The organism is Glutamicibacter uratoxydans (assembly GCF_006539925.1).
Classification (GTDB): domain Bacteria; phylum Actinomycetota; class Actinomycetes; order Actinomycetales; family Micrococcaceae; genus Glutamicibacter; species Glutamicibacter uratoxydans.
Genome location: NZ_BJNY01000013.1, coordinates 84,946 through 110,279, shown reverse-complemented (window position 1 = coordinate 110,279; position 25,334 = coordinate 84,946). Strand labels below are relative to the sequence as shown.

Sequence of the window (25,334 nt, the reverse complement as noted above, 5' to 3'; positions counted from 1 at the left end):
GGCCGGCAACAGACAATATCTGTTGCCGGCCGCCGTTTTGCTGGGCAGAGGCTACTGCTGTGCAGCGTCGTACGCCTGGATGACTTCGCCGGTCTCGGCGTCCACCAGCAGGTAGCTGGAGAAGTCAGTAGTCTCCAAGGCGTCAAGGACGGCAGGATCGATGGCATCGCTGGAGAAGGATTCATAGCTGAAGAGCGGGCCGAGCGGCATCTCGAACGGCTTCTCCTGCGGGCCCAAGAGCTGTGCAATGTTCGCCCCGGAATTTTCGGTGCTCTCGGAAGCCTGGGCCGGAACCACCGCAGCTGTGGCTGCCGTCAACACGGCGGCACTTGCAGCGAGCAGTGATTTTGTCGTCTTGCGCATCGCGAATCAATCCTGTTAAAAAGTCGTCTGATCAGTGAAAAAATAATTCACTTCCAAGCCTGTCGAACCGAAATCGGGAATCGACCAGTTCATTGACCGTGTCTTCTCCGCCGACAGGTCTACTGCTGGCTGGCGAAGAACTCCCGATCCAACAAGCCCATGATGACCTCGTCGTGGAAGACCCCATCGTGGAAGAAGGAATCGCGTTCCCGACCCTCGATGCTGAACCCTGCCTTTTCATAGGCTCGCTGGGCCCGCGGGTTGAAGGACGCAACACGCAGCGATATGCGGTGCAGCCCCAATTCCCTGAAGCCATAGGCGGTCATGAGCTTCACTGCCCTGGTGCCCAACCCCTGCCCGACCCACGACGGCCCGATGATCACAGCCATCGACGAGGAACGGTGGGGGAGAACGCCGCCATAGAGTGTGATGTGCCCGATGAAGGAGCCGCTGGCCTTCTCGAAGATGCTGAAACCGGCATCCCCCGTATTGGTTTGATTCTGGCTCCAGGAATTGAATAGGTCAACCAACGAGGCCGTCTGCCTCGGCTTGATCACCCGCTGCTGCAAGACCGCCCAATGCGGGTCGTTCCACCACTCGGAGAGCTTCCTGAAGTCTTCAGCTTCCGACTCTCGAAGCACAATTGCTTCGTCTTCAAGCAACAACGAAGCATAGGCTTGGGCATCTTCTACAGTGTTCCACTCGCGGTTAGTCTCCATGCCAACTACGATAGACATAGTCTGTCGACTAACCGATTATTTGTTTCAGTCACTGCAAGAACTCGCCTCATCTGAAAGCGACGCGCATGGGAATCATCTACAACACCTCGATGAAGCCGGGCAAAGACGAGCTGGTCTCGGCCTGGCTGGTCAAGCAGGCATTTTTCACCAGCAAACGCGAGCCGAACCTGCAGCATGTTGGCGGCTTCCGCTTAGAAGACCCGGCTGGCAAAGTGGGAATTGAATTCAGGTTCTATGCCGACAACGCCGACCTGAGCGACGTCGTCTACCACGTCCCGCTGACCTATCGAGAGGCCCCTCTCAAGGGTGCCCAGCAATACCTGATCGGCACCAGTGAACATGGCATCCTCGGCACCCGCTATATCTATGACGCGCTCGGGGATCCTGTCTTCACCGCGCAAGTCGCCGCGCTGGCCGCTGGAACCGCCGTGGCCCAGCACCGCTATGAATCATTCACCGAGGAGCCGCGCGTACAGCGCAGGGGAGAGCTCGCAGGAAAGAAACTTGAGGTCGTGCGCAAGCCGGTCGTGGGCGGGCAGGAACCCGAAGGGATCATCGGTTTCTGGGAGAACGCCCTGGGTCAGGAACTTCGCGGACTGGTATTGCGCACAGCGTAGCTGATTGGCCACATTAGGGCCTTGATGGGCGCCGGTACGGGATAGACTTGTCTATGAAACCCAACCGCCCATTCTAGGGAGATATATGTCTGCCATCAGCCGTGAGGACCTTGTGCACCTGGCACAGTTGGCCCACATCGAGATGAGCGACGCAGAGCTGGACAAAATGACCGGTGAGCTTGGCGCAATCGTCAATGCCATCGCCTCTGTCAGCGAAGTCGCATCCTCCGACGTCCCAGCTACCAGCCACCCGATCCCGCTGACCAACGTCCTGCGCGAGGATGTCGTAGGCGAGACCCTGAGCATCGACGAAGTGCTGCTCAACGCACCGGATTCGGACTCGGATCGCTTCAAGGTCCCAGCAATTTTGGATGGTGAATAATTCCGTGACTGATTTGATCCGTCTTTCCGCCGCAGAGCTGGCAGCCAAGCTGCGCTCCGGCGAAGCAACCTCCGTGCAGGCAGTCCAGGCGCACCTGGACCGCATCGCCGAGGTTGACGGCACCCTGAACGCCTTCCTGCACGTGAACGCCGAAGAAGCGCTCGCCGTGGCAGCCGAGGTGGACGCCATCCGCGCCGCCGGCGGCGCCGAGGCAGAAGCACTGCACCCGCTGGCCGGCGTGCCGATCGCGATCAAGGACCTGATCGTGACCAAGGGGCAGCCGACCACCGCCGCATCGAAGATGCTCGAGGGCTGGATGAGCCCTTATGACGCGACCGTGATCGAGAAGATCCGCGCGGCCAAGCTGCCGATGCTGGGCAAGACCAACCTTGACGAATTCGCGATGGGTTCCTCCACCGAGCACTCCGCCTACGGCGTGACCCGCAACCCGTGGAACACCAACCGCATTCCGGGCGGCTCCGGCGGCGGCTCGGCCGCAGCAGTGGCGGCCTTCGAAGCTCCACTGGCACTGGGCACCGACACCGGCGGCTCCATCCGCCAGCCGGGCGCAGTCACCGGCACCGTCGGCGTCAAGCCGACCTACGGCGCGGTATCGCGCTACGGCGCGATCGCCATGGCTTCCTCGCTGGACCAGATCGGCCCGGTCTCCCGCACCGTGCTGGACTCGGCGCTGCTGCAGGAACTGATCGGCGGACACGACCCGAAGGATTCCACCTCGCTGCCCAACGCCCTTGAGGGATTGGTGGCCGCGGCCCAGGAAGGCGCCAGCGGCGACCTGAAGGGCCTGCGCGTAGGCGTCATCAAGGAGCTGCAGGGCGAGGGCTACCAGGAGGGCGTGCAGGCGCGCTTCAACGAGTCCCTTGAGCTGCTGAAGTCTGCAGGCGCCGAGATCGTCGAGGTCTCCTGCCCGAACTTCAAGTACGCGCTGGGCGCCTACTACCTGATCATGCCTTCGGAGGTCTCCTCCAACCTGGCCAAGTTCGACGGCGTGCGCTACGGCCACCGCGTACTTCCAGAAGAAGGCCCGGTCACCATCGAGCGCGTTATGGCTGCCACCCGCGCCGCCGGCTTCGGCGACGAGGTCAAGCGCCGCATCATCCTTGGCACCTACGCACTGTCCGCAGGCTACTACGATGCGTACTACGGTTCGGCCCAGAAGGTCCGCACCCTGATCCAGCGCGACTTCGACGCCGCGTTCGAGCAGGCCGACGTGCTGATTTCCCCCACCGCACCGACCGTGGCCTTCGAGCTGGGTGCGAACGACAACGACCCGCTGGCCATGTACCTGAACGACGTGGCCACCATCCCGGCAAACCTCGCAGGCGTCCCAGGCATCACCGTGCCCGGCGGCCTGAGCGAGAACCTGCCGGTGGGCATCCAGTTCCTGGCGCCAGCCTATGAGGACGCCCGCCTGTACCGCGCCGGCGCAGCACTTGAAACCCTGCTGGAAAAGCAGTGGGGCCACTCGCTGATTTCGCAGGCACCAGCCATCGAATCCGCCTCAGTTGCACAGGAGGCCTAGGAAGCATGAGCAACTACACCGATGAACTAGTCGACTTCGACGAGGCACTGGACCGCTATGATCCGGTCCTCGGCTTCGAGGTCCACGTAGAGCTGAACACCAAGACCAAGATGTTCTCCGACGCGCCGAATGCCTTCGGCGACGACCCGAACACCAACGTCACCCCGGTGGACCTGGGCCTGCCAGGCGTACTGCCGGTGGTCAACAAGACCGCAGTGGAGTACTCCATCCTGATCGGCCTGGCGCTGAACTGCCAGATCGCCGAGAAGTGCGGCTTTGCCCGCAAGAACTACTTCTACCCGGACACCCCGAAGAACTTCCAGACCTCGCAGTACGATGACCCGATCGCCCACGACGGCTGGCTGGACATCGAGCTGGAGGACGGCGAGGTCTTCCGCGTGGAGATCGAGCGCGCCCACATGGAAGAGGACGCCGGCAAGCTGACCCACATGGGCGGCGCCGCGGGCCGCATCCAGGGTGCCGACTACTCGCTGGTCGACTACAACCGTGCCGGCGTACCGCTGGTGGAAATCGTGACCAAGCCGATCGTGGGCGCCGGCAAGCGCGCTCCGGAGCTGGCCCGCGCCTACGTGGCTGCCATCCGCGAGATCGTGAAGAACCTTGGCGTTTCGGATGCAAAGATGGAGCGCGGCAACGTGCGCTGCGATGCCAACGTTTCGCTCATGCCAAAGGACGCCGAGAAGTTCGGCACCCGCACCGAAACCAAGAACGTGAACTCGCTGCGCGCCGTGGAGCATGCAGTGCGCTTCGAGATCGAGCGCCACGCAGCGGTGCTGGATTCCGGTGCGAAGATCGTTCAGGAAACCCGCCACTGGCATGAAGACACCCGCACCACCACCTCGGGACGCCCGAAGTCGGATGCGGATGACTACCGCTACTTCCCGGAGCCTGACCTGGTGCCGATCGTCACCACTGCAGAGTGGATCGACGAGCTGCGCGCCCGCCTGCCGGAGCCTCCAGCAGAGCGCCGCAAGCGTCTGAAGGCCGAGTGGGGCTACGCGGACAAGGAATTCCGCGACGTGGTCAACGCCGGTGTGCTTGACGAGATCGAGCAGACCGTGGCCGCAGGTGCCTCCGCAGCTGTTGCCCGCAAGTGGTGGATGGGCGAGATCGCCCGTCTGGCCAAGGCGGCTGACAAGGAGATCGCTGACCTGGGCGTCACCCCGGAGACTATCGTTGAGCTCAACTCCCTGATCCAGGGCAAGAAGATCAACGATAAGATCGCCCGCCAGGTGCTTGAATTCGTTCTTGCCGGCGAAGGCACCCCAAGCGAAATCGTTGAGAAGCGTTCGCTGGCAGTCGTGAACGACGACGATGCGCTGGGCAAGGCAGTCGACGAGGCCATGGCTGCTATGCCAGACGTGGTTGAGAAGATCAAGGGCGGCAAGATGCAGGCCATCGGCGCGCTGATGGGTCCTGTCATGAAGGCAACCCGCGGCCAGGCCGATGCAGGCCGCGTCCGTGAAATCGTGATGGAGAAGCTGGGACTCTAGCCCGAGCTGAACCACCATCAACCGAAGGCCCGCACTGTTCAAGTGCGGGCCATCGGTCTATGGTCAACCTGTATGAGGGAAATCAGCAACTCAGAGCTTCTGCGCCTCGTTCGCAGGCAGCTGGATGGACCAGGTTTTATGGAAAAAGAGCTGGGCCGCTATTGCGTGGAAATAATCGGCTCCCAGCTGGTGCTCCGCTATGAGGGAAGCGGGGCCAAGCAGGGCCGATTCAAGACTGTTGTTGACATTCCTGAATTCATCGGCGATGACATTTGGAACGACTATTGCAATGACAGCAGCGATATTGGCTATTGGATCATCTGGGCAGTGGTAGTTCCGGTGAGCGAGGCGTACTGCACCGGCGACATTTTCACGCCTATGGATTCCGACGGCTATATCAATTTGCCGCTGGTTCGATAGGGAGCCGAAGGCTGGGCCGGGAGCTAAGCATGCTGGTGCGTCAGCGACGCCACGACGAACTTGCCTGAAGCCTCTATGGGGGAGTCCTCCAGCAATTGCGCCGCATCCAGATACGACAGCTGCTCCCCGTTGAGGGTGCAAGTGTCCTCCAATGCAATGAGCACTTGCAGGACGCCGTCTTCGAACTGGAGCCGCGGCGAGTCGACGATGGACACCGCAGGATTCCAGCACTCCCTGAATCCCATGACATTCAGGTCGAGAAAGCCTTCGCTGTGAGGAGTCGCTGAAACATCGTCTTCCCCTTCAAAGACGATGGTTCCCTCTACTGGGAGGAGGACCTGCCGGCCATTGAGCACCAAGTCCACCGCACCCGGGCCCAGAGCCACCTGTCCTCGCCGGACGCCTGAATAGTGGCTGTATGGCTGCGTCCCGGTAATTTCAGCAATGCTGATCTTCCATGTCCACTCTCCGCTTGACTCGGAGGCATCGCTGAAAAGTGTGCGGGTGATGCCTTTGCCGTTCTTCCACGGTTGCGGCGGCAAATCTGCGTAGCGGACAATGGGCAATTTCGTCATGAGTATTTGGTCCTTCGTATTGTGGCGGGATGAATTAATGCTTACATTCCGAGGCCATTGTTCAGCGGTTGAATTTCAAGCAGTGTCTGAACAGCCATAATCGCCGCTGTGTGCGGTGCTCCGTTCCAGTTCCGCCGTGGGTAGGATGAAGCCATGGAGCTGCACTTCATTCCAATGGATGAGTCCGATGTTGACGCCGTCATTGAGTTTCTGACCAAGAACAAATTTCCCTACCATGTACGCAGCGAATGGACGGATGACGATGCCGCCAAAATTGTGGGAGATGGGCGATTCTGGAATGCATCGTCGCAGGGCTACTGGATCGTCGACGGCCACAAACGTTTGGGAATGGTCAGCCTTGAGGACCTGGATGATGACTCGCCCATGTTCGACTTGAGGCTGTCCGAGGAACACCGCGGCCGCGGCCACGGTGTCGATGTCCTCAAGGCTCTCACGGATAAGGTTTTCACCGAGATGCCCGAAGCCATCAGATTCGAAGGGCAAACGAGGGAAGACAACATTGCCATGCGGAGAACATTTATGAAGGCTGGGTTTTTGAAGGAGGCGCACTACCGGCTGGGTTGGCCTGTTGGCGGAGGCCAGTTCGTATCATCTGTGGCCTATGCAATGATTCGGCCCGATTGGAAATCCGGAAAGACTACGGAATTCGTTTGGGAAGATTTGGCTTGATTGTGGCATGATGGCATGAATAATTGCCGGTAATATTTCAGCAAATTAGCAGGCCCATTGATTATTGTTTCAACATGGGAAACTTTCGAGTATTAAGAAAACCATCGCAGTTGGCATTCCTTGGTTTCTGGGCGGTGCTGGTGCCCGCCGTAATGACGGGATGCAGCTCGACTCCCGATTTGCCGCCGCCGTGCATGCCGCCAAGTTTTTCGACGTCTGTCAGCGAAGCTCGGGCTGGGGATACGGTCATCATTTCAGCGCCTGCTGCAACGTGCAATCCGAGTTACGGAGCGGACGCCAAGGTGGAAATTTCAATCTCTACAGCTTCCGGCGAGAAGCTGCTTGATACAAAAGCCGCCATGGAAGATAACGGTGCCTTCGAATACTCCTACCGAATACCGAAATCGGCCAAACCCGGTGTGCTGGCGGTCAGCGCAGCGCCCGCTGATGTCGACTGGTGTGATGACACCGGGACCAACAACCGGCTCAAGAATCAATCCGACATCGATCGGACCTCCTGCATGCTTCCAGTGAAGCAGATAGCCATAGTCGACTAGCGACACCAAGGATAGAAGGCTGGAACGATAATTTTATCGTTCAGGAAGATCGGGCAGACCGACATTTTCGCTGCTCAATTTCGAGCTCGATTGCAGGGTCTTGGCCTCTCCACAAAATGTCGCCGAGTCTCTTATTTGAAGCTGCTAACTTGTCGTAATCCTCCGCACTGAGTAAAACGTGCGAACGGCGTCCGTGGTCGGTAATTGTCACTGGCCCACGGAGAGCGGCTTTCTTCGCAGCTGATATGTCCCGGTCGAACTCTTGGCTGGTAAAAGTTGTGTCCATCACAATCTCGCTAAAGTATCTTCAGTAACTACTGTAGGCATTTCTAGTCGTGCAGAGAATGGCGGAGGACATTTTGTGGGCTGTGATGCACTATTGCAACGTGAACCGCTTTCAATTGAAAAAGATGGTCCTACACGCCCAGAAATGAATCTGGTTGGCTAGGCTCGAAGGATGACGTTAGAAATTAGGCCAGCTACTCTCGACGACGTGCAATCCATCCAAGAGATTGGCCTGTTGACTTGGCCGCCAACATACCTTCCATTCACTTCGCCTGACTACGTGCTGGCAAATCTCAATTCTTGGTGGAGTGGATCTGCTGTACGAGAATCAATCATGGTCGATACGACCCTGGTTGCACTCGAAGCTGGCCGGGCCATTGGCACATGCACCATCGGTGAGTTCGAGGGTGATGCGGTGATCTGGAAAATCTACGTGGTGCCGTCGGCTCACGGTCAGGGCATTGGGGCCGCCTTGATGCGTGCGGCGCTTGATCACATTGGGCGGCGGGAAGTTCGCCTTGAATTCGTCAAAGGCAATGACCACGCCTCGAACTTTTATGAACGCTTTGGATTTCGGTTTGATTTTGAGGAAGAGCCGGGCGACGGAACTACTACTGTTTGGATGAAGCGCCCAGTGAAGTAGTGCTTCTAGCCTACGATGGAGCAATGACTCTTCCCTCTCCATCGATACCTGGACTGCCTCCGGCCGAAGTAAGCATCGACCTAAACCTAGTTCGAGAACTCATCCTGCAGCAGGCGCCACGATGGGCTGGGGAACAGATTTCCTATGTGGCTACCGGTTGGGACAACGAAGTCTACCGGCTCGGAAACGAGCTGATCATTCGACTTCCGCGACGAGAACTTGGCGACGTGATCGGTCATAGCGAACGCCAGTGGCTGCCCAAATTGGTCGCAGAAACTGGCTTGGATATTGCCACGGAAATCTTCCATGGAGAGCCGACAGCAATCTATCCATTCACCTTCTCGGTAACGAGATATGTTCCCGGAAAAAGCGCAGCGACGTTGGAACGGACAGACCGGAACGGCTACGCAGCACAGCTGGCAGACTACTTTAATCAGCTGCATCAGCGCGCGGTCGAGCCGAGACCGGTGAGCAGCTACAGGGGATGTCCGTTGTCTGGACTAGATGAAAATACCAGAGGACAAATCGCCCTGTTATCTCCTGAACTCCGGGCCGCCGCCTCCGGGCTGTGGCAGGAAGCGGTCAGCGCACCAGTTTATGCAGGTCAACCTGTGTGGCTGCACGGCGATCCGCATCCGCATAACACGATCGTTGTCCCGGAAAACCAAGGATTTCGGTTGTCAGGATTAGTTGATTTCGGGGACTTGTGCACTGGGGATCCTGCTTCCGACTTAGGCATGGCGTGGATGCATTTCAGTGTGGATTCCGTCGAGAAGTTCATGGCCGAGTATGGCGTACAAGCGGACGATGCAACGTGGCTTCGATCCCGCGGATGGGCTCTGCGATATTCCATGTTGACCGCTGGGCTTGAAGAAGGCGATCCTCTGGGGGCCGTTGGCAGGCAGACCTTGAAGATCCTTCTTGCCTAGCGTTGCTGCCCACTACGATTGCGGAAGCAACCATTCCGAATGTCAGAATGAGCTAAGTTACCAAACATGGTCTCAGCCAGAGAAAGGTGCCAGCTTCCATGCCCCGAAAGACCGACCCGGCGCGAACCCGGAACTACTCCATGGTGCTTCGCGAGATTTTTGCCGGCCCCGGTCGTTCCCGCAAGGAGATTGCCGATTCCATTGGCATCAGCGCCGCCTCGGTGACTAGCATTGCCTCGAACCTGTTGGGCGGTTCGCTGATTGTTGAATCGGCCCCCGTTGCTTCAGGCCAGGGCCGGCCGCGAGTTCCGCTTGCGATCGATGCCGACTCTCAGCTGGTGATGGGTATTCATCTGGGCCCGCGGGTGACAGGAATTGTGCTGACAGGATTGGATGGAATTGCCAAGGCCTCTGTGCTGGTTCCTCACTCCGGGTTGGATGCGAGCACATCTTTTGACCTGGTGATCGAACAGGCTCAGCAGCTCATCGCAGATCATGCCAAGGGACGCAGGGTCCTGGGCACAGGTGTTGCCACCGGCGGCATCGTTGATCGCGTCAACGGCCGAATTGTGGAGAATTTGGGTGCCGGCTGGCGGGAGGTTCCGGCGGTGCAGATGCTTGCAGGCTTGCCCCAGCCGTTGATCTTGGACAACAACGCCCGAGCGGCCGCCCAATCGGAGCTCTTCTACGGACACGGGGCGCGAGAGCAGGATTTCCTGTTGATGGTGATCACCTCGGATCTTGGTGCTGTCATGGTCAGCAACGGCAAGATTCGTGCTGGCTGGTCACAGCACGCCGGAAATATTTCCCACCTCAAGGTCAGTGACGACGGATTCATCTGCGAATGCGGCAGGCGAGGGTGCCTGCAGGTGATGGCAACTGATGAAGCCACGGTCAGGCGTGCCCACGAAGCAGGACGCATGGACGTGGCCAACTACGGCGACATTGACCGGCTCTATGAAGCGGGGGATGAACAGATTCGCGCGCTGGTCGCCGACCGAGATGCTTTTGTCGCCAAGGCTGCGGCAACACTGTTCGACCTGCTTGATCCCGGGCTGCTGGTCATCGCTGGCACCCCGGCCGAACGCCCCGAAACCTTGACTCACGTGAAGTCAGTGGTCTCTGAATGGGCCTACCAAGGCGCCACTGCCGGCAGCCGTGTCGTCTACTCCAGCGAGCATGAACTATCGCTGTCGATCTTCGCTGCGAGCATCATGGTCAATGAAGTTCTGGCAGATCCATTAAGCTTCCTCACCGCCGCAAGTGAGCTTTCCGCAGACATGTAACTTCTCCTGCACCTGTTGACAGGCGGATCACAACATGTTTATTTTATTTCATAAAATAAAACAATGTGGCCGTAATCACGAATGTCGAGTCTGTGTGGACGCCGCATCGAGGAAGGAACCCGATGAAGCAATCGAAGAAGCTTGCGTTTGTTGCAGGCATTGCATCGCTGATGCTGGCGGCAACAGGCTGCTCGTCATCCGGCGGGCAAGCAGGTGCCAGCTCTGGGAACGGCGATGCTTCACTGTCGTTCATGACAACTGAGCCAAAGAGCATTACCCCTCAGAAGGATCCGGGAAGCCAGATCGGCATGGCGCTGTGCGCAAACCTCATGGAGGTCAACTCGCAGACGCAGAAGCTTGAACCGCTGGCAGCCAAATCGGTGGAAAGCAAGGACGCCAAGGTCTGGGACATTGAGCTTCAAGACGGTTGGACCTTCCATGACGGAACCCCTGTCACCGCGAAGTCCTTCGCTGACGCCTGGAACGCAACTGCCACAGGATCCAACGCCTGGCAGGGCAATGGAACCTTCGTCGCTTTCGAAGGCTACGACAAGATGAATCCACTGGACGGGAGCAAGGCGACTGCCGATAAGCTCTCCGGCGTCAAGGTCGTTGACGACACCCATCTGCAGGTCACCCTGACCGCTCCCAATGCCGACTTCCCCAAGATCCTGAGCACCAACCCGACCTGCCCCATGCCTGAATCGGCGTTCAAGGATCTAGACGCCTACGAACAAGCGCCGGTTTCCAACGGCCCCTACAAGTTCATCTCTTGGGACCACAACCAGCAGGTAGTCCTTGAAAAATGGGACGGGTTCAAAGGCGGCGACGGATTTACCGGTGGCGCCAAGACCCTGGTCGGCAAAATCTACACTGCCGTTGACGCGGCCTATACGGATATGACCGCAGGCAACCTGGACATGATCCGCAACGTCCCGGCAACCATGGTGGACAAAGCCAAGAGCCAGCTTGGTGACGAATCCTTGTATGAGGTCAAGACTGCTTCCAAGCAGCAGACCCTGCAGATTCCCGAGTATGTGAAGGAACTGAAGTCCCCGGCCCTGCGCAAAGCGATCTCCCTGTCCATCGACCGCGATGCCATTTCCAAGTCGCTGCTCAAGGGCTATTCAACCCCATCTGATTCGCTGGTGCCGCCATCGCTGGCATCCTATGTTGCAGGATCCTGCGAGGACTGCGTCTTTGATCCAGAAAAGGCCAAGAAGATTCTGGCTGATGACGGCGGCTTCGACGGCACCCTGATCATTGAAAGCAATTCGGCTTCCGACCAGCAGCTGGTGCAGGCGATTGCCAAGCAGATCCAGGACAATCTGGGCATCAAGGTTCAGCTGAAGCCGACCCTTGGCACCGAACTGTCCGAACGCCGCAACAACCAGAAGCTTGACGGTGCTGTCTTCGGACTATGGGGCTGGTCCTATATGTCTCCTGACCAGTACCTGAGCCAGTATGAGACCGGTGGCGACGGCAATGCGGCTACCGGCTACTCCAACAAGGAAGTGGACAAGCTGCTGAAGGCGGCGCGCGGCGAACTGGACGAGGCCAAGGCCACCAAGCTGTACAGCCAGGCAGAATCCATCATCATGAAGGACATGCCGGCCATCCCGCTGTTCATCCCGACCGACTTCGGGCTGCAGTCCAAGTGCGCACAGCTTAACGATGTGCAGGGAGACCTGCAGTACTACCGCGCCGGTTACGGCTGCTAGCCACGTTCCATCAGCTGCTGGTGCGGCCATGGTCCAACTGGCTCATGGCCGCACCAGCGGCAAGTAATCACGGGAGAACCCATGCTGGGATACACTCTTCGGCGCATTCTGCAGATGATTCCGGTGCTGCTGGGAGCAACATTCATCATCTACGCGCTGACCTTCTTGATGCCCGGCGACCCCATCGCCGCATTGACCGGAGAACGCCCGCTGCCAGAGGCTACTGTGGCGCAGATCCGGCAGGCGTACCATTTGGACGACCCATTCTTTGTCCAGTACGGAAACTACATTCTTGGCGTCTTCCGCGGAGACTTCGGGATCGATTTCTTCGGGCGTCCGGTCCTTGACCTGATTCTCGAGCGGCTGCCGGTGACCTTTGCCCTCGCAGTCACCGCGTGGGGGCTGAAGCTGGTGATCGGCCTGGTCATCGGCGTGTACGGCGGACTGCGAGCAGGCAAGGCGGCCGACCACTTTGCTTTGGTCTTCACCGTCTTGTTCATGGGCATCCCCGGGTTCGTGATTGCGCTGGGCGGGCAGACCTACTTCGGCGTCCATCTTGGCTGGGTCGACCCTGCAGGCATCCGCGCGGGATGGCCAATGGCGTTTATTCTTCCAGCGCTCGTCATGGCCCTGGAAGCTGCCGCCGGATTGGCCCGCCTGACCAGAACTTCCCTCGTCGACGTGCTGCGGGCCGAGTATCTTCGCACTGCGAAGGCCAAGGGTCTTTCCCCGCAGCGGATCATCTGGGGGCATGCACTGCGCAATGCCATGATCCCGGTAGTGACCTATCTGGGACTGAGCCTTGCCGGGATGCTCGGCGGCGCGGTCATCATCGAAGCCATCTTCAATCTGCCGGGCATCGGCGGACTGATGGTTGCGTCAATCAACAACAAGGAAGGCACCGTGGTGGTCGGCATCGCCACCCTGCTGGTGCTGGTGTACCTGGTCTTCAATCTGCTGGTTGACCTGACCTACGGACTGATCGACCCACGGGTGAGAATATGAGCACAACGATTACGACAATCTCGACATCAGACGGCGCGGATGCCGTCGACCGGGCTCCGAGCCCAATGCGCGGAGCCCACCGCCGCTGGTGGCTGCGCCCGCGCTTCGCCATTTCGGGCACCATTGTGCTGCTCATGATCCTGATGGCCGCCTTTCCGCAGATTTTTACCGGCTTTGGACCCGGGCCCACCGAGAACTGCGACATCCTGCTGACCAACCAGCCACCGAGCGCGGCGCATATCTTCGGCATCGACATTCAAGGCTGCGACTATTACACCAACATCATCTATGGGGCCCGCGCCTCCATCCTGGTGGGCATCGTGGTATCAGCCATTGCCTTCGGCATTGCCGCGGTTGTGGGAGCCATTGCCGGATACTTCGGCGGCTGGATTGACGCATTGATCTCCCGCATCTGCGACATGGCCTTTGGTCTTCCGTTCATCCTGGCGGCAATCGTCGTCCTGCAGCTGTTCGGGCAGCGCAATATCTGGACAGTGATCTTTGCACTGGCGCTGTTCAGCTGGCCAGGCGGTGTGCGTTTCATGCGCTCTTCGGTGCTTGAAGTGCGCAACCGCGAGTATGTTCAGGCCGCCAAGCTTCTGGGAGCTTCCAACGGCCGCATTATCAAAAAGCATATTGTCCCCAACGCCATCACTCCGCTGCTGGTCCTGCAGACGCTTGGCGTCGGCGGAATGATCTCTGCCGAAGCTGGCCTGACATTCATCGGCATCGGACTGACGCCGCCGGCAGTCTCCTGGGGCCTGCAGCTTGCAGCCGCTAGGGACTACATTGACGCAGCCCCGCATCTGCTGATTTTCCCGGCGATTTTCCTCACCGTGACAGTGCTTGGCTTCGTCCTCTTTGGCGAAGCCCTGCGCGACGAATTTGATCCGAAGGGCAAGTAATGACGCAGCTTCTTGAAGTACGTGACCTTCGCGTCCAATTCTCCACCGCCCAGGGGACGGCCACGGCGATCAATGGCGTGAACCTGAGCCTGGAACACGGACAGTCACTGGGAATTCTCGGCGAATCAGGTTCCGGCAAATCGGTGACAGCTCGCACCATCATGGGGCTGCTGGACATGCCGCCAGCAAAAATCAACGGCGGAGAAATTCTGTTGGAGGGCGAAGACCTGCTCACCGCCACCGCCAAGCGCCGCCGCCAGCTTACCGGCCCGGTGATGTCCATGGTGTTCCAAGATGCGCTGAGCGCGCTGAACCCAGTGCATCCGGTGGGACGGCAAATCGGTGAACTCTACCGGGTCCACCGGGGCTATAGCAGGAAGGCCGCCAAGGCAGCGGCGATCGAGATGATGGACCGGGTTCGCATCCCTGCCGCAGCCAGCCGAGTCAACGACTATCCCCACCAGTTCTCCGGAGGAATGCGCCAGCGAATCGTCATCGCGATGGCGTTGGCGCTCGACCCGCAGCTGCTGATTGCCGACGAGCCGACCACCGCCTTGGACGTCACCGTGCAGGCACAGATTCTTGAACTGCTCAAAGAGCAGCAGGCGGAAAACAATATGGGCCTGATCTTGATCACCCATGACATCTCGGTCGTCCGAGAAGTGACAGACCAAGTAGCTGTCATGTATGCCGGCCGCATTGTTGAGCAGGGGCCTACAGCCCACGTGCTCGGCGATCCACGCCATCCCTATACCCTTGGCCTGTCCCAATCAGTGGCCAACGAGGACTTGAAAGGACGGCGGCTTCCAGCCATCGAAGGCAGCCCGCCGGACCTGCTTGCGCTGCCGCGCGGCTGTTCTTTTGCCAACCGCTGTCCGCTGGCCGATGAGCAGTGTTCTTCGTCGGCGCCGCCGCTGGAATCGGTTGGCGCAGGCCGCACCTCAGCATGCTTCCACTCGGGAAAGGTTGCCTCCAATGTTGCATACAGCAATTGACAACGACGAACGGGCAGTAGCCAGCAGTCCCATCATGGAACTTCGCGGCATCAAAATGCATTATCCGGTGGCCAAGCCCATGCCTTTTGCTCCCAAGAAGGTAGTCAAGGCACTGGACGGGGTCGATTTGAAGGTCTTGGGATCGCAGACCTTGGGAATCATCGGGGAGAGCGGCTGCGGCAAGTCGACGCTGGCCAGGGTGCTTTCAGGCCTTGAAAAGCCCACCGAGGGCAAGGTCCTGTTTGACGGCGTTGACATCAACGAACTGCGCGGGGCCGAACGCGCAGCGATGCGGCGCAACATCCAGCTGATCTTCCAGGACCCCTACGCCTCGCTGGACCCGAGAATGACCGTCGAGCAGATCCTTTCAGAACCCTTTGAGATTCACCCCGACCTGGTTCCAAAGGGCGGCCGGAAGGCGAAGATCGCCGAGCTGATGGAACTGGTGGGGCTGAACCCCGACCACCTGGGCCGCTACCCGCACAACTTCTCGGGCGGGCAGCAGCAGCGCATCGGCATTGCCCGGGGGATCGCACTGAATCCCAAGGTGCTGATCTGCGACGAGGCAGTATCGGCCTTGGACGTATCGGTCCGCGCCCAGGTGGTCAATCTGCTGCAGGACCTGCAGCGCGAATTGGGGCTCAGCTTTGTTTTCATCGCCCACGACCTGCAGATTGTCCGGCACATTTCTGACGCTGTGGCAACCATGTATCTGGGCCGAGTTGTCGAGCAGGGAAGCTACGCACAGGTCTACGACCACAGCTCCCACCCCTACACCCAGGCACTGCTGTCGGCTGCTCCGGAGCTGCGGCAGGGGTCAAATACCGCACGCGAACTGATCATGCTGCAAGGAGATCCGCCCTCGCCCATTGACCCGCCCGCCGGATGCCGCTTCCACACCCGGTGTCCCATTGCGCAGCCCAGCTGCTCGGCCAGCGAACCGGATCTGGAAGAAACGGCTCAGGGGCATCAGGTGAGATGCTTCTTCCCTGGGCCGCTCGCGGGACGCTTGAACTAATTTTTATGGCAGTCAGACATGACGCCAGCTATGACAAGGAGAACTATTAATGGACCTCAAGGTCGGAATTATTGGGTTTGGTCTTCGGTCCTCATTGCACCGCCACCTGCAGCGCCCGGGGGAGGGCAGCGTCGTCAGCATCGTCTGCGACACCAGCCAGCGAGGCCGCGAAGACGCCGCCGCGGCACTGCCGGATGCGCAGATCACCGGGGACCTGCAGGAACTGCTGGACTCGGGAATCGACGCGGTGCTCGTCTTGACCCCCGACTACACGCACCGGGACGTCGTGGTGCAGACGCTGGAGGCAGGCATTCCCACCTTTGTCGAGAAGCCGCTGGACATCAGCATCGAGGCGGCCGACGAGATTCTCGCCACCGCGCAGCGCACCGGGACCAGGCTCTATGTTGGGCACAACATGCGCCACATGCCAGTGATCTGGCAGATGAAGCAGATGATCGACGAGGGAACCATCGGCGAGGTCAAAGCCGTTTGGTGCCGGCACTTCGTCGGCAACGGCGGGGACTACTATTTCAAGGACTGGCACGCCGAGCGCCGCTACAGCAACACCCTGCTGCTGCAGAAGGGCGCCCATGACATCGATGTGATCCACTGGCTTGCCGGCGGCTACAGTACCCAGGTCTCCGGCATCGGCTCCCTGGCAGTTTATGGGGACGTGGTTGACCGCCGGGACAATGCCGACCGCCGGCTGCGCGACTGGTTCTCGCTGGAGAACTGGCCGCCAGCCGAACAGACTGCCTTGAACCCGAACTTAGACGTCGAAGACATCTCGATGGTCCAGATGAAGCTGGACAATGGGGTGCTGGCTTCCTATCAGCAGTGCCACTTCACACCGGACTACTGGCGCAACTATACGGTGATCGGGACCAAGGGAAGGATCGAGAACTTCGGCGACGGCCCGGGAGATTTCATCCATGTCTGGACCACCAGGACAACGCATGGCTTTACCGAGCCGGATCAGAAAGTCGAGGTCCTCGGCGACGAAGCAGACCACGGCGGAGCCGACCCGAATCTGATTGCCGAATTCCTGCGCTTCGCCAAGGACGGAGGCGCCACGGAAACGTCGCCGGTGGCAGCACGCGCCGCGGTGGCAGTCGGGGATCTGGGCGCCAGGTCGCTGCGCTCGCAAGGCGAAGCCCTGCAGATCCCGCAGCTGGAAGAGTCGACGCTGCGGTACTTCGCCGCCAACCAGAGCACCGAAAGCGTGCGCTAAAGCGAATCGCTCAGAGTCCCTTGCGAGTAGGGATTCTGAGCGATTTTTCTTTGTCTAATGCGAGGCCAGGTCCGGCAGCTCGGCCATGTCGTTGAAGACGTGGGCGGCGCCTGCATCGAGCAGCTTCTGCGGCGCCGTGCTGGTCGGCCCGTTATTGGAGAAGCCGAAGACCGTGGCTCCGGCGCCGATCCCCGCAGTTGCGCCGGTGGCAGTGTCTTCAATGACCAGCGCCTTTTCGGGGTCGATGCCTAGAGATGCCGCCGCGGTCAGGTAGACGTCGGGGGCTGGCTTGGACTTGGCGCATTCCATTCCGCTGAAGACCCTGTCGCCGAAGTATTTGGACAGGCCAGCGATTTCCAGTTGCATTTCCACCTTGGCCCGGTCCGCCCCGGTGACGCAGGCGATATTCTCGCCGTAGAGCTCGTGGATCGCTTTCACTGCCTTGACTGCGCCGGTGATCGGCTGCAAGTCGGTGCGCAGCGCCGTATCGCGCCGTGCCCTGAAAGAAGCAATCCAGGCTTCGTCGATGCGCACGCCGGTGTGTTCCAAAATCGGTTCCCACTGGTCCTTCAGGGCTTTTCCGATGAAGATGCGGATGCATTCCTCTGCACTGATATCCCAGCCCAGCTCTATGAGCATCTGACGCAGCACGGAATTCGTAATCGATTCCGAGTCGACGAGTACTCCATCGCAGTCAAAGAGCACGGCTGAAAATTTTGGTTCCACGGTGCGTGGGTCCTTTCAGTTGTTGCTATGAGGCGGGGATCTGGTGCAGGATCCGAGCCAAGGGGGCGAGTTCCGGCTGCTCTTCGGCCTGCGCCAAAACACGCTCCAATGTGGCATCGTGGATCGGCTTGGCCCGCTGGTACAGGTCCTGGCCGATCGGCGTCAGCTCTGTATAAATGCCTCGGCGGTCATCTGCGCAGAGGACGCGCGAGAGCAGGTTGCGGTCTTCAAGCCGGGTGACCAGACGGGTGGTGGCACTGGGGCTCAATGCTGTGGCGCGGGCTAGCTGGGCCATGCGCATATGCCAGCCGTCCTGGCGGTTCAGCGCGTCCAAAAGTGTGTACTCCACCACAGAAAGGCCGACCTCCTTGCTGAGGTCTTTTTCCAATGCGGCGTCGATAATTCCGTGCAAAGCCGCCAAAGTACGCCATCCGCGGGCGCGGATTTCGACAGCGTCATCTGCGATTCCCATAATTTCCTCCAGATCATTGCTTGCGCTTATTAGTTGCGTATGCAACCATTGTATTCATCGACGCAATAACAAGCGTCTGCAACTATCTATCTCTAGTCTATCAGGAGTAACGCTATGCCGCTCGGTCTTATTGCACTGGCCATAGGTGCCTTCGGCATCGGCCTGACCGAATTCGTCATCATGGGCCTGCTGCCCGAGGTTGCCGCGGACTTCGCCGTGAGCGAGGCTGCCGCCGGCTGGCTGATTTCCGGCTACGCCTTGAGCGTGGTTGTCGGAGCCCTGGGCCTGACCGCCGCCACCGTCCGCTTGCCGCGCAAGCCGGTCCTCGTCGGACTGCTGGTGCTGTTCATCATCGGCAACACGCTCACTGCGGTGGCGCCGAGCTACACGGTGGCAATGATTGGCCGCATTATCGCGGCCCTGTGCCATGGAGCATTCTTCGGCATCGGCTCGGTGGTCGCCGCGGACCTAGTCCCGGCCGATAAGAAGGCCCGCGCCATCGCCATCATGTTCACCGGCCTGACTGCCGCCAATGTGCTCGGCGTCCCCTTCGGCACCTTCCTGGGCCAGCAGGCCGGCTGGCGTGCAACCTTCTGGGCCATCTCCGGTATCGGCGTACTCGCCCTGGTCGGCATCATCTTCCTGGTCCCAGTGCTCAAGCACGTCGGCGAGCAGATCTCGCTGCGCAAGGAACTGGGAGCCTTCCGCAACTCGCAGGTATGGCTCTCCCTCGGAGTCACCGTGCTCGGCTACGGCGGCATGTTCGGCGCCTTCACCTACATCGCCTACACCCTGACCGAAGTTTCGGGCTTCGCCTCCGCTACCGTGCCGTGGCTGCTGGTCCTGTTCGGCGTGGGCCTGTTCGTGGGCAACTGGCTCGGCGGCCGCATGGCCGACGGAAACATCGACCGCACCCTGCTGATCTTCATCGGCGCGCTGCTGGTAGTGCTGATCGGCTTCGGCGCACTGGCCACCAGCCAGATCGCTACCATCATCGCCCTGTTCCTCATGGGCGGGTTCGGCTTCGGCACGGTTCCAGGCCTGCAGTCCCGCATCATGCAGTACGCAGGTTCGGCTCCTACGCTGGCCTCGGGTGCCAACATCGGCGCCTTCAACGTGGGCAACGCACTGGGCGCCTGGGCCGGCGGCGTAGGCATCGCGGCAGGACTTGGCTACACCTCGCCGATCTGGATTGGCGCGGCCATCACCGTCGCCGCACTGCTGCTGATGCTTGTCGCAGCGGGGACCGCCAAGAAGCTCAACGCCCAGCCTGTTGAACTAGTTGCCGTCAACTAGGCGCAGACAGAATTCACATCTTCCCTTCTTTATCAACCATCCACATAAGGAGAGTCTCATGACTACCGCAATCCCAACCATCACCCTGAACAACGGCGTAGAAATGCCACAGGTAGGCTTCGGCGTCTTCCAGGTGCCGAACGAGGAAACCACCGCCGCCGTTGCCGAAGCGCTGAAGGCCGGCTACCGCAGCATCGACACCGCTGCCATCTACGGCAATGAAGAAGGCGTTGGCAAGGCGCTGGCAGAATCCGGCATTGCCCGCGATGAACTGTTCATCACCTCCAAGCTGTGGATCGCAGACCTGGGCTACGAAGAAACCCTGAAGGCCTTCGATGAGAGCCTGCAGCGTTTGGGTCTGGACTACCTTGACCTGTACCTGATCCACTGGCCAGCACCTGCCAAGGAACTCTACGTGGATTCGTGGAAGGCGCTGGAGAAGCTGTACGCAGAGAAAAAGATCCGCGCCATCGGCGTCTCCAACTTCCAGCCTGCACACCTGGAGAAGCTAATCGAGGCTTCGAGCATCGTTCCCGCCATCAACCAGGTCGAGCTGCACCCAGCCCTGCAGAACCGCGAAGTCATCGCGGCGAACACCAAGCATGGCATCGTGACCGAGGCATGGAGCCCGCTGGCACAGGGCGCCATGCTTACCGATGAGACCATCCTTGCTATCGCCGAGGCCCATAAGGCCACCGCGGCCCAGGTGATCCTGCGCTGGCACCTGCAGGAGGGGCGCGTCATCATTCCTAAGTCGGTCACCCCATCGCGCATCGCCGCAAACCTGGACCTGTTCGGCTTCGAGCTGACCAGCGACGAGCTGGCAAGCATCGATGCACTGGACCGCGACGGCCGCACCGGCCCACACCCGGACCAGTTCAATGGCTAATTTCACCGCAGTTTCGAACTAACTGCCCGGGGCCGACTACCCCCGGTCGCTGCTCCCGCCCTGCGGCGGGAGCAGCTGCCATTTAATGTTCCAGATCAAGGGTCCCCACCCCGAGCTGTTCGGAAGGCATGCTGAAAAGCAGCTGCAGACATCCATCCGTATAAACCTGTTCGACAGTAATTCCATAAACCTCGTTCAGAAGTTCTGGTTTTAATACCTCTACCGGTGTTCCGGCCGCCACGATTCGCCCTTCAGAGAGCAAGACGAGTTTGGTGCAGTATCGGGCGGCCAAATTCAGATCATGCAGGACAACAACTGTGGTCAGCCCCAGCCGCCCCACAAGATCCAATAGTTCGTGTTGATACCGGATATCCAAATGATTGGTCGGCTCATCGAGCAACAGGTGATCGGCCTGCTGGGCTAGGGCGCGGGCCATGAGAACTCGCTGCTTCTCTCCACCTGACAGCGTTGCGTAGCTTCGATCTGCAAGGTGCCGCACCTCAAGCATCCTCAGGGCCGAGGCAGCGGTGCGATGGTCCTCTACCGTAAATGAAGCAAGGGCGCCACGATGCGGAGATCGTCCCAGGAGCACCGTTTCGGCCACGGTCACCGGAAGATCTCCCGGAGATTCTTGAGCCACCACCGCCACACGGCGTGCCAGGGCGGTGCCGCGCAATTCGCCAATCGGCTGACCATCCACGGTAACAAGCCCGGCTCGCGGGCGCAGAGCTGCATACAGCGTCTTGAGAAACGTGCTTTTGCCGCTACCGTTGGGACCGATCAGTCCAAGCACCTCGCCGCTGTCAACATGTAGCCCAGCACCGTGGACAATCATCTGCCCGTCATATCCAGCGGACACGTCGGAAGCTGAGATCATCTTTTACACCACCTTCGGAAGGAAATGACTAACTATTTGAATTGAGTCGGCGCACCAAGACGAAGAGTAACGGGGCACCCAGCAACGCAGTGACGATGCCCAGCGGCAGTTCTTGCGGAGCAACCAGTACACGGGCCAGCACATCGGCCCAGACCAAGAAGATCGCGCCGAGCAGCGCTGCGACCGGGAGCAGCGTGCGGTGCGTGGCTCCTACACATAAACGGGCAATGTGCGGAACAATCAGGCCCACAAAGCCAATGCCTCCGGAAGCGGCAACCAGCGCGCCGACGCATAAAGCCGTCACGATCATGACTGCCGCCCTCAGCTTCGTCGGAGAAATCCCCAACGTTTGCGCCGTCGCATCGCCGGAGGCCAGCGCGTCCAAGGGCCTAGCCCTATAGAGCAGCATCACCAGAGCTAGCACCACGGCAGCCCATGTGGTCAGCGCCGATGTTCCGGTCGCCTGGGTCAGGGAGCCCAAGGTCCAGAACAGCACAGAGCGCCCGGCATTTGGATCGTCGGACGCAAAAATCAAGAGCGATGTGAGCGCGTTGAGCACGTAGCCGACGGAAACTCCTGCAAGAACCAAACGCACGGAGGTCATCTGCGATCCGACGCGGGCCAGCAGAAATACCGCTATTCCTGCGCCCAGCGCCCCGAGGAATGCGCCCGAGGCCAAGGACACCGAACCGATGCCGGCACCGGCCCCGAAGAGGATCACCGAGGCGGAGACCGCCGACGCGCCGGATGTGACGCCAAGCAGGTATGGCTCCGCGAGGATGTTTCGAGTCAGCGCCTGCAACGCCACACCACAGAGCGCCAAACCAGCCCCGACCGCCGCCCCCAACAGCACGCGTGGGGTGCGCAGCAGCATGACAATGGATTCTTCGGAAGTGCTCCACGTCGCCGCCTGCGATTCCCCGGACACCTGGCCGCTGAAAATCCGCAGCACGGTGTCAAGCGGAACAGCAACTGGACCCAGCCCGACGGCCAGCAGCATGGTGACCGCAAGCATCATGCCAAGGCCAAGAACCCACCACATCGAAGTGCGCCTTCTGCGTCCGTGCTCCAGATCATCGGCCCCAAAGCCTGTGGCTGTTGAAGTCACTTCTATTTGATTCAACCTCATGAAGTCTGCCCTGCCGGTTCCGAGGGCGATGAACCTATATTTAGGGCGGCAATCAACGCGAGCACGGTGAACCCGACAAGCACGGCACAGGCTGCCGGATATCCGGCAGCGGCCAGGGCCGCTCCGCAGGCCGCAGTTCCGAGGAACAGACCCAAGCTCATGCCCGCCGCGTTCAGGCTCAAAGCAGTCCCGCGGACGTCGGAACACCGCTGCACCAGCAGCGTCGTTACCGCCGCCGCGACGACCGCATGACTGGCTGAAAGCACCGCGGTGCCTGCCAGCGCGAGGGGAAGAACCGGAGAAAAATAAACACAGAGCAGGGCACCCAGTGAAGTTCCCAAACAGGCGACCATCCACATTCGAGGCCGCGGCGAAGTCCCTTCAGTATTCAGCATGCGTCCAGCCAGCAGATGGCCAAGGAAGAACGAACCGCCGCTCAGCGACCAGACGAACGCGAACCAGCCGGTTGAGAGATGGAACTTCTCGGCGTACAGCGGTGCAAGAAAAGCCAGATGCCCCATGAACGCGCCGGCGCGTCCGAAGGAAACCAACAGCAGCGCCCGAGCTCCGCGGATGCGGCTGAGCGCCTTGAACGCTGCAACATACTTCAACGGAGGTTTCGGGCTTCCTAGTTGGGTGCTCTGCCTGCCGAAACGCAGCAAGGCTGGTGCTAACGCGAACGCAGCAATCGCAATGGCAATGAGGTTTCCCTGCCAGCTCCACCACATGGCAGGCAGCACCAGCAATGGCGCCCCGGCGGTGGAGGCAAGAGTCTGCGCTGTCATCACCAGTGTTGCCGCACGACCGGCGGCGGGGCCTTCGCCGAATCGATCTGCCGCCGCCGTGGAAAGCGCCGGGTACAGCAAGGCATTGGACATGCCGGTTGCCAGACAGAAGATCGCCAATGCCCACGTTCCGGAGAAGGTGCCGATGATTGCGGCCAAGCCCATGAGCACCAGCGCGGCGGCCGCAACCCTTCCGGGAAGGATACGACCAATTAACGGAGCAAGGACAACTCCGACGATGACTGCACCAATGCCCGCCAAGCCGCGCAGCGATCCGATCTCTGCCACGCCAGCACCGGTCCATTGCGCTATGGGAATGAGGAATGTCGACAAGAGGGTAAAGGGCAGCAAGCCCAGCGCAGAGGCCAGCAGAGCGGGCCAGACGGCGGCGACGATTCGACGTTCGCTGGGAAGCGCCAATGAGGGATTCACTCGCGTATTGCTCATGCGTTGACCCCGAGTTTTGTGAAGATGATGGAGAGATCATCGGCGAAGTCCTGCACTTCAAAAGCTGACGTCAGTGGATGGTTCAGCAGCGCTTCTGCGCTGCTTATAAGGGCGGATTCATAGCGGTTCACGAGCTTGTCTATGGTTGGGCAGGCCACCGCGAGCTGGTGGGCAAGGCCCTGGATGATTTTGGTGCGGTAGTAGTCCTCCTTAGGCATGCGCGGAATGTCCCAGCGTCCGGAATCGTCGAGAAAAATGGGGCGAATGGGGATTGCTGAGAAATCAAAGTACCGTCCCGCCGCATCCGGTTCGGAGTATGGATCGATCAGCAATGATGCATAGCGGACGTACACCAAATATTCCTGCTGTATTGCGGGAAGAGAGTCAAAGGATGAAACCAACTCCGCTTCGATGCTTTCGGGACGGATCCGGTAGCCGTCAGAGAGCATGAATTCAAGCAGGTTGACTCCTGTTCCGCCTAGGGCCTGGATCAGGTCGGTCAATTCTCTCCAGTAATCAACCATGCAGCGAATCAGCGTGGTGGTGATGGGCCCTTCGGGATAGAGCTTGTAAACGAATAGTTGAGGCCCCGAAGGATTAAAGACGGCGTTGAGGGAGACATCGTTCATGAACAGTGCCGGGTGCACGTACAGCGACATGTTCCTGGCCTCGGCATCCAGGGGACAGGCCAAGGAGCGTATCGTGGTGCCGAGCGATTCGAATAATGTGCATAGGTGTTGCAGAGTCGGGGAGCTGTCGAGGGTCGAGCCTGCATAAATTCGCGCCTTGAGCCCGGTTGTCAGGACGGCGTTTCCGGGTGATCCTTCAGGCCATCTGCTGTCTCCGAGGTAGCTTGAAAAGCTGATGACTTCTGCAGATGCTGCCCGAGCGTCGAGGTATTCCTGCACTAAGGTCCCGGACCCCAGAGTGGGGGAGAGCAGCAGAACGTGTTCAGTGCGTTCGAGCACTGCGGCCGGCAGCTGGCGCAGCACCGGAAGATACGCGTCGGCAGGCACGGTCAGGACTAAAGTCTTCCACTCGCCGTTGACCGTCTCATATCCGATAAAGCGCCGATCGATGTGCTGCCTTCCGGCAAGCGCTTGGTGCGCGGTATTTTGAACGGTGGCGCATAAGCTGCCCTCGGCGTCGTCAAGGTTCTGGAAAAATTCTTGCGAACGGCGAGTGTCCCTTCCGACGAGTCCCAGGGTGCCCGTCAGCCGTCCCAGCAACAAAGACATTTGGACGGCGGTTGGCCCCGTGCCTGCGATCAGTATTGGTCCCAGTTCGTCCATTG

Annotated in this window: 28 protein-coding genes; 18 read left to right on the top strand and 10 right to left on the bottom strand. The window is 59.9% G+C overall.

Annotated features, from left to right (window positions below):
• Positions 1–51: 51 nt before the first annotated feature.
• Together AUR04nite_RS12385 and AUR04nite_RS12380 are read right to left on the bottom strand one after the other, a co-directional pair.
• Entirely contained in the window at positions 52–363 is a 312-nt protein-coding gene (locus AUR04nite_RS12385; RefSeq protein ID WP_141365464.1) for a hypothetical protein, read from the bottom strand.
• Positions 364–482: 119 nt separating this feature from the next.
• Positions 483–1,082, bottom strand: coding sequence for a GNAT family N-acetyltransferase (locus AUR04nite_RS12380; RefSeq protein ID WP_170184198.1), 600 nt, complete (start codon positions 1,080–1,082; stop codon positions 483–485).
• Positions 1,083–1,168: 86 nt separating this feature from the next.
• On the opposite strand from AUR04nite_RS12380, the gene AUR04nite_RS12375 reads away from it, so the two are divergent.
• The 5 genes from AUR04nite_RS12375 (at position 1,169) to AUR04nite_RS12355 (ending at position 5,579) form a co-directional block, all read left to right on the top strand.
• Positions 1,169–1,720, top strand: coding sequence for a maltokinase N-terminal cap-like domain-containing protein (locus AUR04nite_RS12375; RefSeq protein WP_141365460.1), 552 nt, complete (start codon positions 1,169–1,171; stop codon positions 1,718–1,720).
• Positions 1,721–1,805: 85 nt separating this feature from the next.
• Positions 1,806–2,102, top strand: a complete 297-nt coding sequence (gene gatC / locus AUR04nite_RS12370; RefSeq protein ID WP_141365458.1) for an Asp-tRNA(Asn)/Glu-tRNA(Gln) amidotransferase subunit GatC — start codon at positions 1,806–1,808, stop codon at positions 2,100–2,102.
• Complete coding sequence (gene gatA, locus AUR04nite_RS12365) at positions 2,092–3,645, top strand: Asp-tRNA(Asn)/Glu-tRNA(Gln) amidotransferase subunit GatA (protein ID WP_141365456.1); 1,554 nt, start codon at positions 2,092–2,094, stop codon at positions 3,643–3,645. Before gatC ends, gatA begins: the two co-directional genes overlap by 11 nt.
• A gap of 5 nt (positions 3,646–3,650) precedes the next feature.
• The gene (gene gatB / locus AUR04nite_RS12360; RefSeq protein WP_141365454.1) at positions 3,651–5,159 is read left to right on the top strand and encodes an Asp-tRNA(Asn)/Glu-tRNA(Gln) amidotransferase subunit GatB; all 1,509 of its coding nucleotides are present in this window, start codon (positions 3,651–3,653) and stop codon (positions 5,157–5,159) included.
• 138 nt (positions 5,160–5,297) lie between these two features.
• Positions 5,298–5,579 (top strand): hypothetical protein, encoded by a 282-nt coding sequence (locus tag AUR04nite_RS12355; protein WP_141365452.1) that lies wholly within the window; start codon positions 5,298–5,300, stop codon positions 5,577–5,579.
• A 23-nt stretch (positions 5,580–5,602) separates the two neighbouring features.
• Here AUR04nite_RS12355 and AUR04nite_RS12350 read toward each other — a convergent pair whose 3' ends face one another.
• Positions 5,603–6,154: a HutD family protein gene (locus AUR04nite_RS12350; RefSeq protein ID WP_141365450.1), complete on the bottom strand. Its 552-nt coding sequence runs from the start codon at positions 6,152–6,154 to the stop codon at positions 5,603–5,605.
• Positions 6,155–6,307: 153 nt separating this feature from the next.
• On the opposite strand from AUR04nite_RS12350, the gene AUR04nite_RS12345 reads away from it, so the two are divergent.
• Positions 6,308–6,844, top strand: coding sequence for a GNAT family N-acetyltransferase (locus AUR04nite_RS12345; protein WP_141365448.1), 537 nt, complete (start codon positions 6,308–6,310; stop codon positions 6,842–6,844).
• A gap of 74 nt (positions 6,845–6,918) precedes the next feature.
• Positions 6,919–7,401 (top strand): hypothetical protein, encoded by a 483-nt coding sequence (locus AUR04nite_RS12340; protein ID WP_141365446.1) that lies wholly within the window; start codon positions 6,919–6,921, stop codon positions 7,399–7,401.
• 40 nt (positions 7,402–7,441) lie between these two features.
• On the opposite strand, the gene AUR04nite_RS12335 is transcribed toward AUR04nite_RS12340, so the two are convergent.
• Positions 7,442–7,687, bottom strand: coding sequence for a type II toxin-antitoxin system prevent-host-death family antitoxin (locus AUR04nite_RS12335; protein WP_141365444.1), 246 nt, complete (start codon positions 7,685–7,687; stop codon positions 7,442–7,444).
• A gap of 171 nt (positions 7,688–7,858) precedes the next feature.
• On the opposite strand from AUR04nite_RS12335, the gene AUR04nite_RS12330 reads away from it, so the two are divergent.
• The 9 genes from AUR04nite_RS12330 (at position 7,859) to AUR04nite_RS12290 (ending at position 17,419) form a co-directional block, all read left to right on the top strand.
• Positions 7,859–8,329: a GNAT family N-acetyltransferase gene (locus tag AUR04nite_RS12330; protein ID WP_141365442.1), complete on the top strand. Its 471-nt coding sequence runs from the start codon at positions 7,859–7,861 to the stop codon at positions 8,327–8,329.
• 23 nt (positions 8,330–8,352) lie between these two features.
• A complete protein-coding gene (locus AUR04nite_RS12325; protein WP_141365440.1) occupies positions 8,353–9,258 on the top strand; it encodes an aminoglycoside phosphotransferase family protein in 906 nt (301 codons plus the stop codon).
• A gap of 98 nt (positions 9,259–9,356) precedes the next feature.
• Positions 9,357–10,544: an ROK family transcriptional regulator gene (locus tag AUR04nite_RS12320; protein WP_141365438.1), complete on the top strand. Its 1,188-nt coding sequence runs from the start codon at positions 9,357–9,359 to the stop codon at positions 10,542–10,544.
• Between the two features lie 122 nt (positions 10,545–10,666).
• Complete coding sequence (locus AUR04nite_RS12315; RefSeq protein WP_141365436.1) at positions 10,667–12,265, top strand: peptide ABC transporter substrate-binding protein; 1,599 nt, start codon at positions 10,667–10,669, stop codon at positions 12,263–12,265.
• 81 nt (positions 12,266–12,346) lie between these two features.
• Positions 12,347–13,270 (top strand): ABC transporter permease, encoded by a 924-nt coding sequence (locus tag AUR04nite_RS12310; protein WP_141365434.1) that lies wholly within the window; start codon positions 12,347–12,349, stop codon positions 13,268–13,270.
• Entirely contained in the window at positions 13,267–14,175 is a 909-nt protein-coding gene (locus tag AUR04nite_RS12305; RefSeq protein WP_246055518.1) for an ABC transporter permease, read from the top strand. Before AUR04nite_RS12310 ends, AUR04nite_RS12305 begins: the two co-directional genes overlap by 4 nt.
• Entirely contained in the window at positions 14,175–15,170 is a 996-nt protein-coding gene (locus tag AUR04nite_RS12300; protein ID WP_141365432.1) for an ABC transporter ATP-binding protein, read from the top strand. The genes AUR04nite_RS12305 and AUR04nite_RS12300 overlap by 1 nt, the downstream gene beginning before the upstream one ends.
• Positions 15,151–16,188 (top strand): ABC transporter ATP-binding protein, encoded by a 1,038-nt coding sequence (locus tag AUR04nite_RS12295; protein ID WP_141365430.1) that lies wholly within the window; start codon positions 15,151–15,153, stop codon positions 16,186–16,188. The genes AUR04nite_RS12300 and AUR04nite_RS12295 overlap by 20 nt, the downstream gene beginning before the upstream one ends.
• A gap of 49 nt (positions 16,189–16,237) precedes the next feature.
• Positions 16,238–17,419, top strand: coding sequence for a Gfo/Idh/MocA family protein (locus AUR04nite_RS12290; protein WP_141365428.1), 1,182 nt, complete (start codon positions 16,238–16,240; stop codon positions 17,417–17,419).
• 54 nt (positions 17,420–17,473) lie between these two features.
• Here the strand turns inward: AUR04nite_RS12290 and AUR04nite_RS12285 are convergent, their stop codons facing one another.
• Both AUR04nite_RS12285 and AUR04nite_RS12280 read right to left on the bottom strand, forming a co-directional pair.
• Complete coding sequence (locus tag AUR04nite_RS12285; protein WP_141365426.1) at positions 17,474–18,145, bottom strand: HAD family hydrolase; 672 nt, start codon at positions 18,143–18,145, stop codon at positions 17,474–17,476.
• 25 nt (positions 18,146–18,170) lie between these two features.
• Positions 18,171–18,617 carry a MarR family winged helix-turn-helix transcriptional regulator gene (locus AUR04nite_RS12280; protein ID WP_141365424.1) on the bottom strand — a complete coding sequence of 149 codons (447 nt, stop codon included), beginning with the start codon at positions 18,615–18,617 and terminating at the stop codon, positions 18,171–18,173.
• A gap of 114 nt (positions 18,618–18,731) precedes the next feature.
• Between AUR04nite_RS12280 and AUR04nite_RS12275 the strand changes: the two genes are divergently transcribed.
• Entirely contained in the window at positions 18,732–19,913 is a 1,182-nt protein-coding gene (locus AUR04nite_RS12275; RefSeq protein ID WP_141365422.1) for an MFS transporter, read from the top strand.
• Positions 19,914–19,971: 58 nt separating this feature from the next.
• Complete coding sequence (locus tag AUR04nite_RS12270; RefSeq protein WP_141365420.1) at positions 19,972–20,802, top strand: aldo/keto reductase; 831 nt, start codon at positions 19,972–19,974, stop codon at positions 20,800–20,802.
• Between the two features lie 82 nt (positions 20,803–20,884).
• Here AUR04nite_RS12270 and AUR04nite_RS12265 read toward each other — a convergent pair whose 3' ends face one another.
• Genes AUR04nite_RS12265 through AUR04nite_RS12250 form a run of 4 tightly spaced genes read right to left on the bottom strand, consistent with a single transcriptional unit; the run spans position 20,885 to position 25,332 of the window.
• On the bottom strand, positions 20,885–21,679 hold the full coding sequence (locus AUR04nite_RS12265; protein WP_141365419.1) for an ABC transporter ATP-binding protein: 795 nt from the start codon (positions 21,677–21,679) through the stop codon (positions 20,885–20,887).
• A gap of 28 nt (positions 21,680–21,707) precedes the next feature.
• Positions 21,708–22,787 (bottom strand): FecCD family ABC transporter permease, encoded by a 1,080-nt coding sequence (locus AUR04nite_RS12260; RefSeq protein WP_246055517.1) that lies wholly within the window; start codon positions 22,785–22,787, stop codon positions 21,708–21,710.
• Positions 22,788–22,804: 17 nt separating this feature from the next.
• The gene (locus tag AUR04nite_RS12255; RefSeq protein WP_141365415.1) at positions 22,805–24,040 is read right to left on the bottom strand and encodes an MFS transporter; all 1,236 of its coding nucleotides are present in this window, start codon (positions 24,038–24,040) and stop codon (positions 22,805–22,807) included.
• Positions 24,037–25,332: an opine metallophore biosynthesis dehydrogenase gene (locus AUR04nite_RS12250; protein WP_141365413.1), complete on the bottom strand. Its 1,296-nt coding sequence runs from the start codon at positions 25,330–25,332 to the stop codon at positions 24,037–24,039. The genes AUR04nite_RS12255 and AUR04nite_RS12250 overlap by 4 nt, the downstream gene beginning before the upstream one ends.
• Between the last annotated feature and the right edge of the window lie 2 nt (positions 25,333–25,334).

Coding starts and splice junctions, on each gene's coding strand:
- AUR04nite_RS12385 (WP_141365464.1), bottom strand. CDS start 363: ATGCGCAAGACGACAAAATCACTGCTCGCTGCAAGTGCCGCCGTGTTG.
- AUR04nite_RS12380 (WP_170184198.1), bottom strand. CDS start 1,082: ATGGAGACTAACCGCGAGTGGAACACTGTAGAAGATGCCCAAGCCTAT.
- AUR04nite_RS12375 (WP_141365460.1), top strand. CDS start 1,169: ATGGGAATCATCTACAACACCTCGATGAAGCCGGGCAAAGACGAGCTG.
- gatC (WP_141365458.1), top strand. CDS start 1,806: ATGTCTGCCATCAGCCGTGAGGACCTTGTGCACCTGGCACAGTTGGCC.
- gatA (WP_141365456.1), top strand. CDS start 2,092: ATGGTGAATAATTCCGTGACTGATTTGATCCGTCTTTCCGCCGCAGAG.
- gatB (WP_141365454.1), top strand. CDS start 3,651: ATGAGCAACTACACCGATGAACTAGTCGACTTCGACGAGGCACTGGAC.
- AUR04nite_RS12355 (WP_141365452.1), top strand. CDS start 5,298: ATGGAAAAAGAGCTGGGCCGCTATTGCGTGGAAATAATCGGCTCCCAG.
- AUR04nite_RS12350 (WP_141365450.1), bottom strand. CDS start 6,154: ATGACGAAATTGCCCATTGTCCGCTACGCAGATTTGCCGCCGCAACCG.
- AUR04nite_RS12345 (WP_141365448.1), top strand. CDS start 6,308: ATGGAGCTGCACTTCATTCCAATGGATGAGTCCGATGTTGACGCCGTC.
- AUR04nite_RS12340 (WP_141365446.1), top strand. CDS start 6,919: ATGGGAAACTTTCGAGTATTAAGAAAACCATCGCAGTTGGCATTCCTT.
- AUR04nite_RS12335 (WP_141365444.1), bottom strand. CDS start 7,687: ATGGACACAACTTTTACCAGCCAAGAGTTCGACCGGGACATATCAGCT.
- AUR04nite_RS12330 (WP_141365442.1), top strand. CDS start 7,859: ATGACGTTAGAAATTAGGCCAGCTACTCTCGACGACGTGCAATCCATC.
- AUR04nite_RS12325 (WP_141365440.1), top strand. CDS start 8,353: ATGACTCTTCCCTCTCCATCGATACCTGGACTGCCTCCGGCCGAAGTA.
- AUR04nite_RS12320 (WP_141365438.1), top strand. CDS start 9,357: ATGCCCCGAAAGACCGACCCGGCGCGAACCCGGAACTACTCCATGGTG.
- AUR04nite_RS12315 (WP_141365436.1), top strand. CDS start 10,667: ATGAAGCAATCGAAGAAGCTTGCGTTTGTTGCAGGCATTGCATCGCTG.
- AUR04nite_RS12310 (WP_141365434.1), top strand. CDS start 12,347: ATGCTGGGATACACTCTTCGGCGCATTCTGCAGATGATTCCGGTGCTG.
- AUR04nite_RS12305 (WP_246055518.1), top strand. CDS start 13,267: ATGAGCACAACGATTACGACAATCTCGACATCAGACGGCGCGGATGCC.
- AUR04nite_RS12300 (WP_141365432.1), top strand. CDS start 14,175: ATGACGCAGCTTCTTGAAGTACGTGACCTTCGCGTCCAATTCTCCACC.
- AUR04nite_RS12295 (WP_141365430.1), top strand. CDS start 15,151: ATGTTGCATACAGCAATTGACAACGACGAACGGGCAGTAGCCAGCAGT.
- AUR04nite_RS12290 (WP_141365428.1), top strand. CDS start 16,238: ATGGACCTCAAGGTCGGAATTATTGGGTTTGGTCTTCGGTCCTCATTG.
- AUR04nite_RS12280 (WP_141365424.1), bottom strand. CDS start 18,617: ATGGGAATCGCAGATGACGCTGTCGAAATCCGCGCCCGCGGATGGCGT.
- AUR04nite_RS12275 (WP_141365422.1), top strand. CDS start 18,732: ATGCCGCTCGGTCTTATTGCACTGGCCATAGGTGCCTTCGGCATCGGC.
- AUR04nite_RS12270 (WP_141365420.1), top strand. CDS start 19,972: ATGACTACCGCAATCCCAACCATCACCCTGAACAACGGCGTAGAAATG.
- AUR04nite_RS12265 (WP_141365419.1), bottom strand. CDS start 21,679: ATGATCTCAGCTTCCGACGTGTCCGCTGGATATGACGGGCAGATGATT.
- AUR04nite_RS12255 (WP_141365415.1), bottom strand. CDS start 24,040: ATGAGCAATACGCGAGTGAATCCCTCATTGGCGCTTCCCAGCGAACGT.
- AUR04nite_RS12250 (WP_141365413.1), bottom strand. CDS start 25,332: ATGGACGAACTGGGACCAATACTGATCGCAGGCACGGGGCCAACCGCC.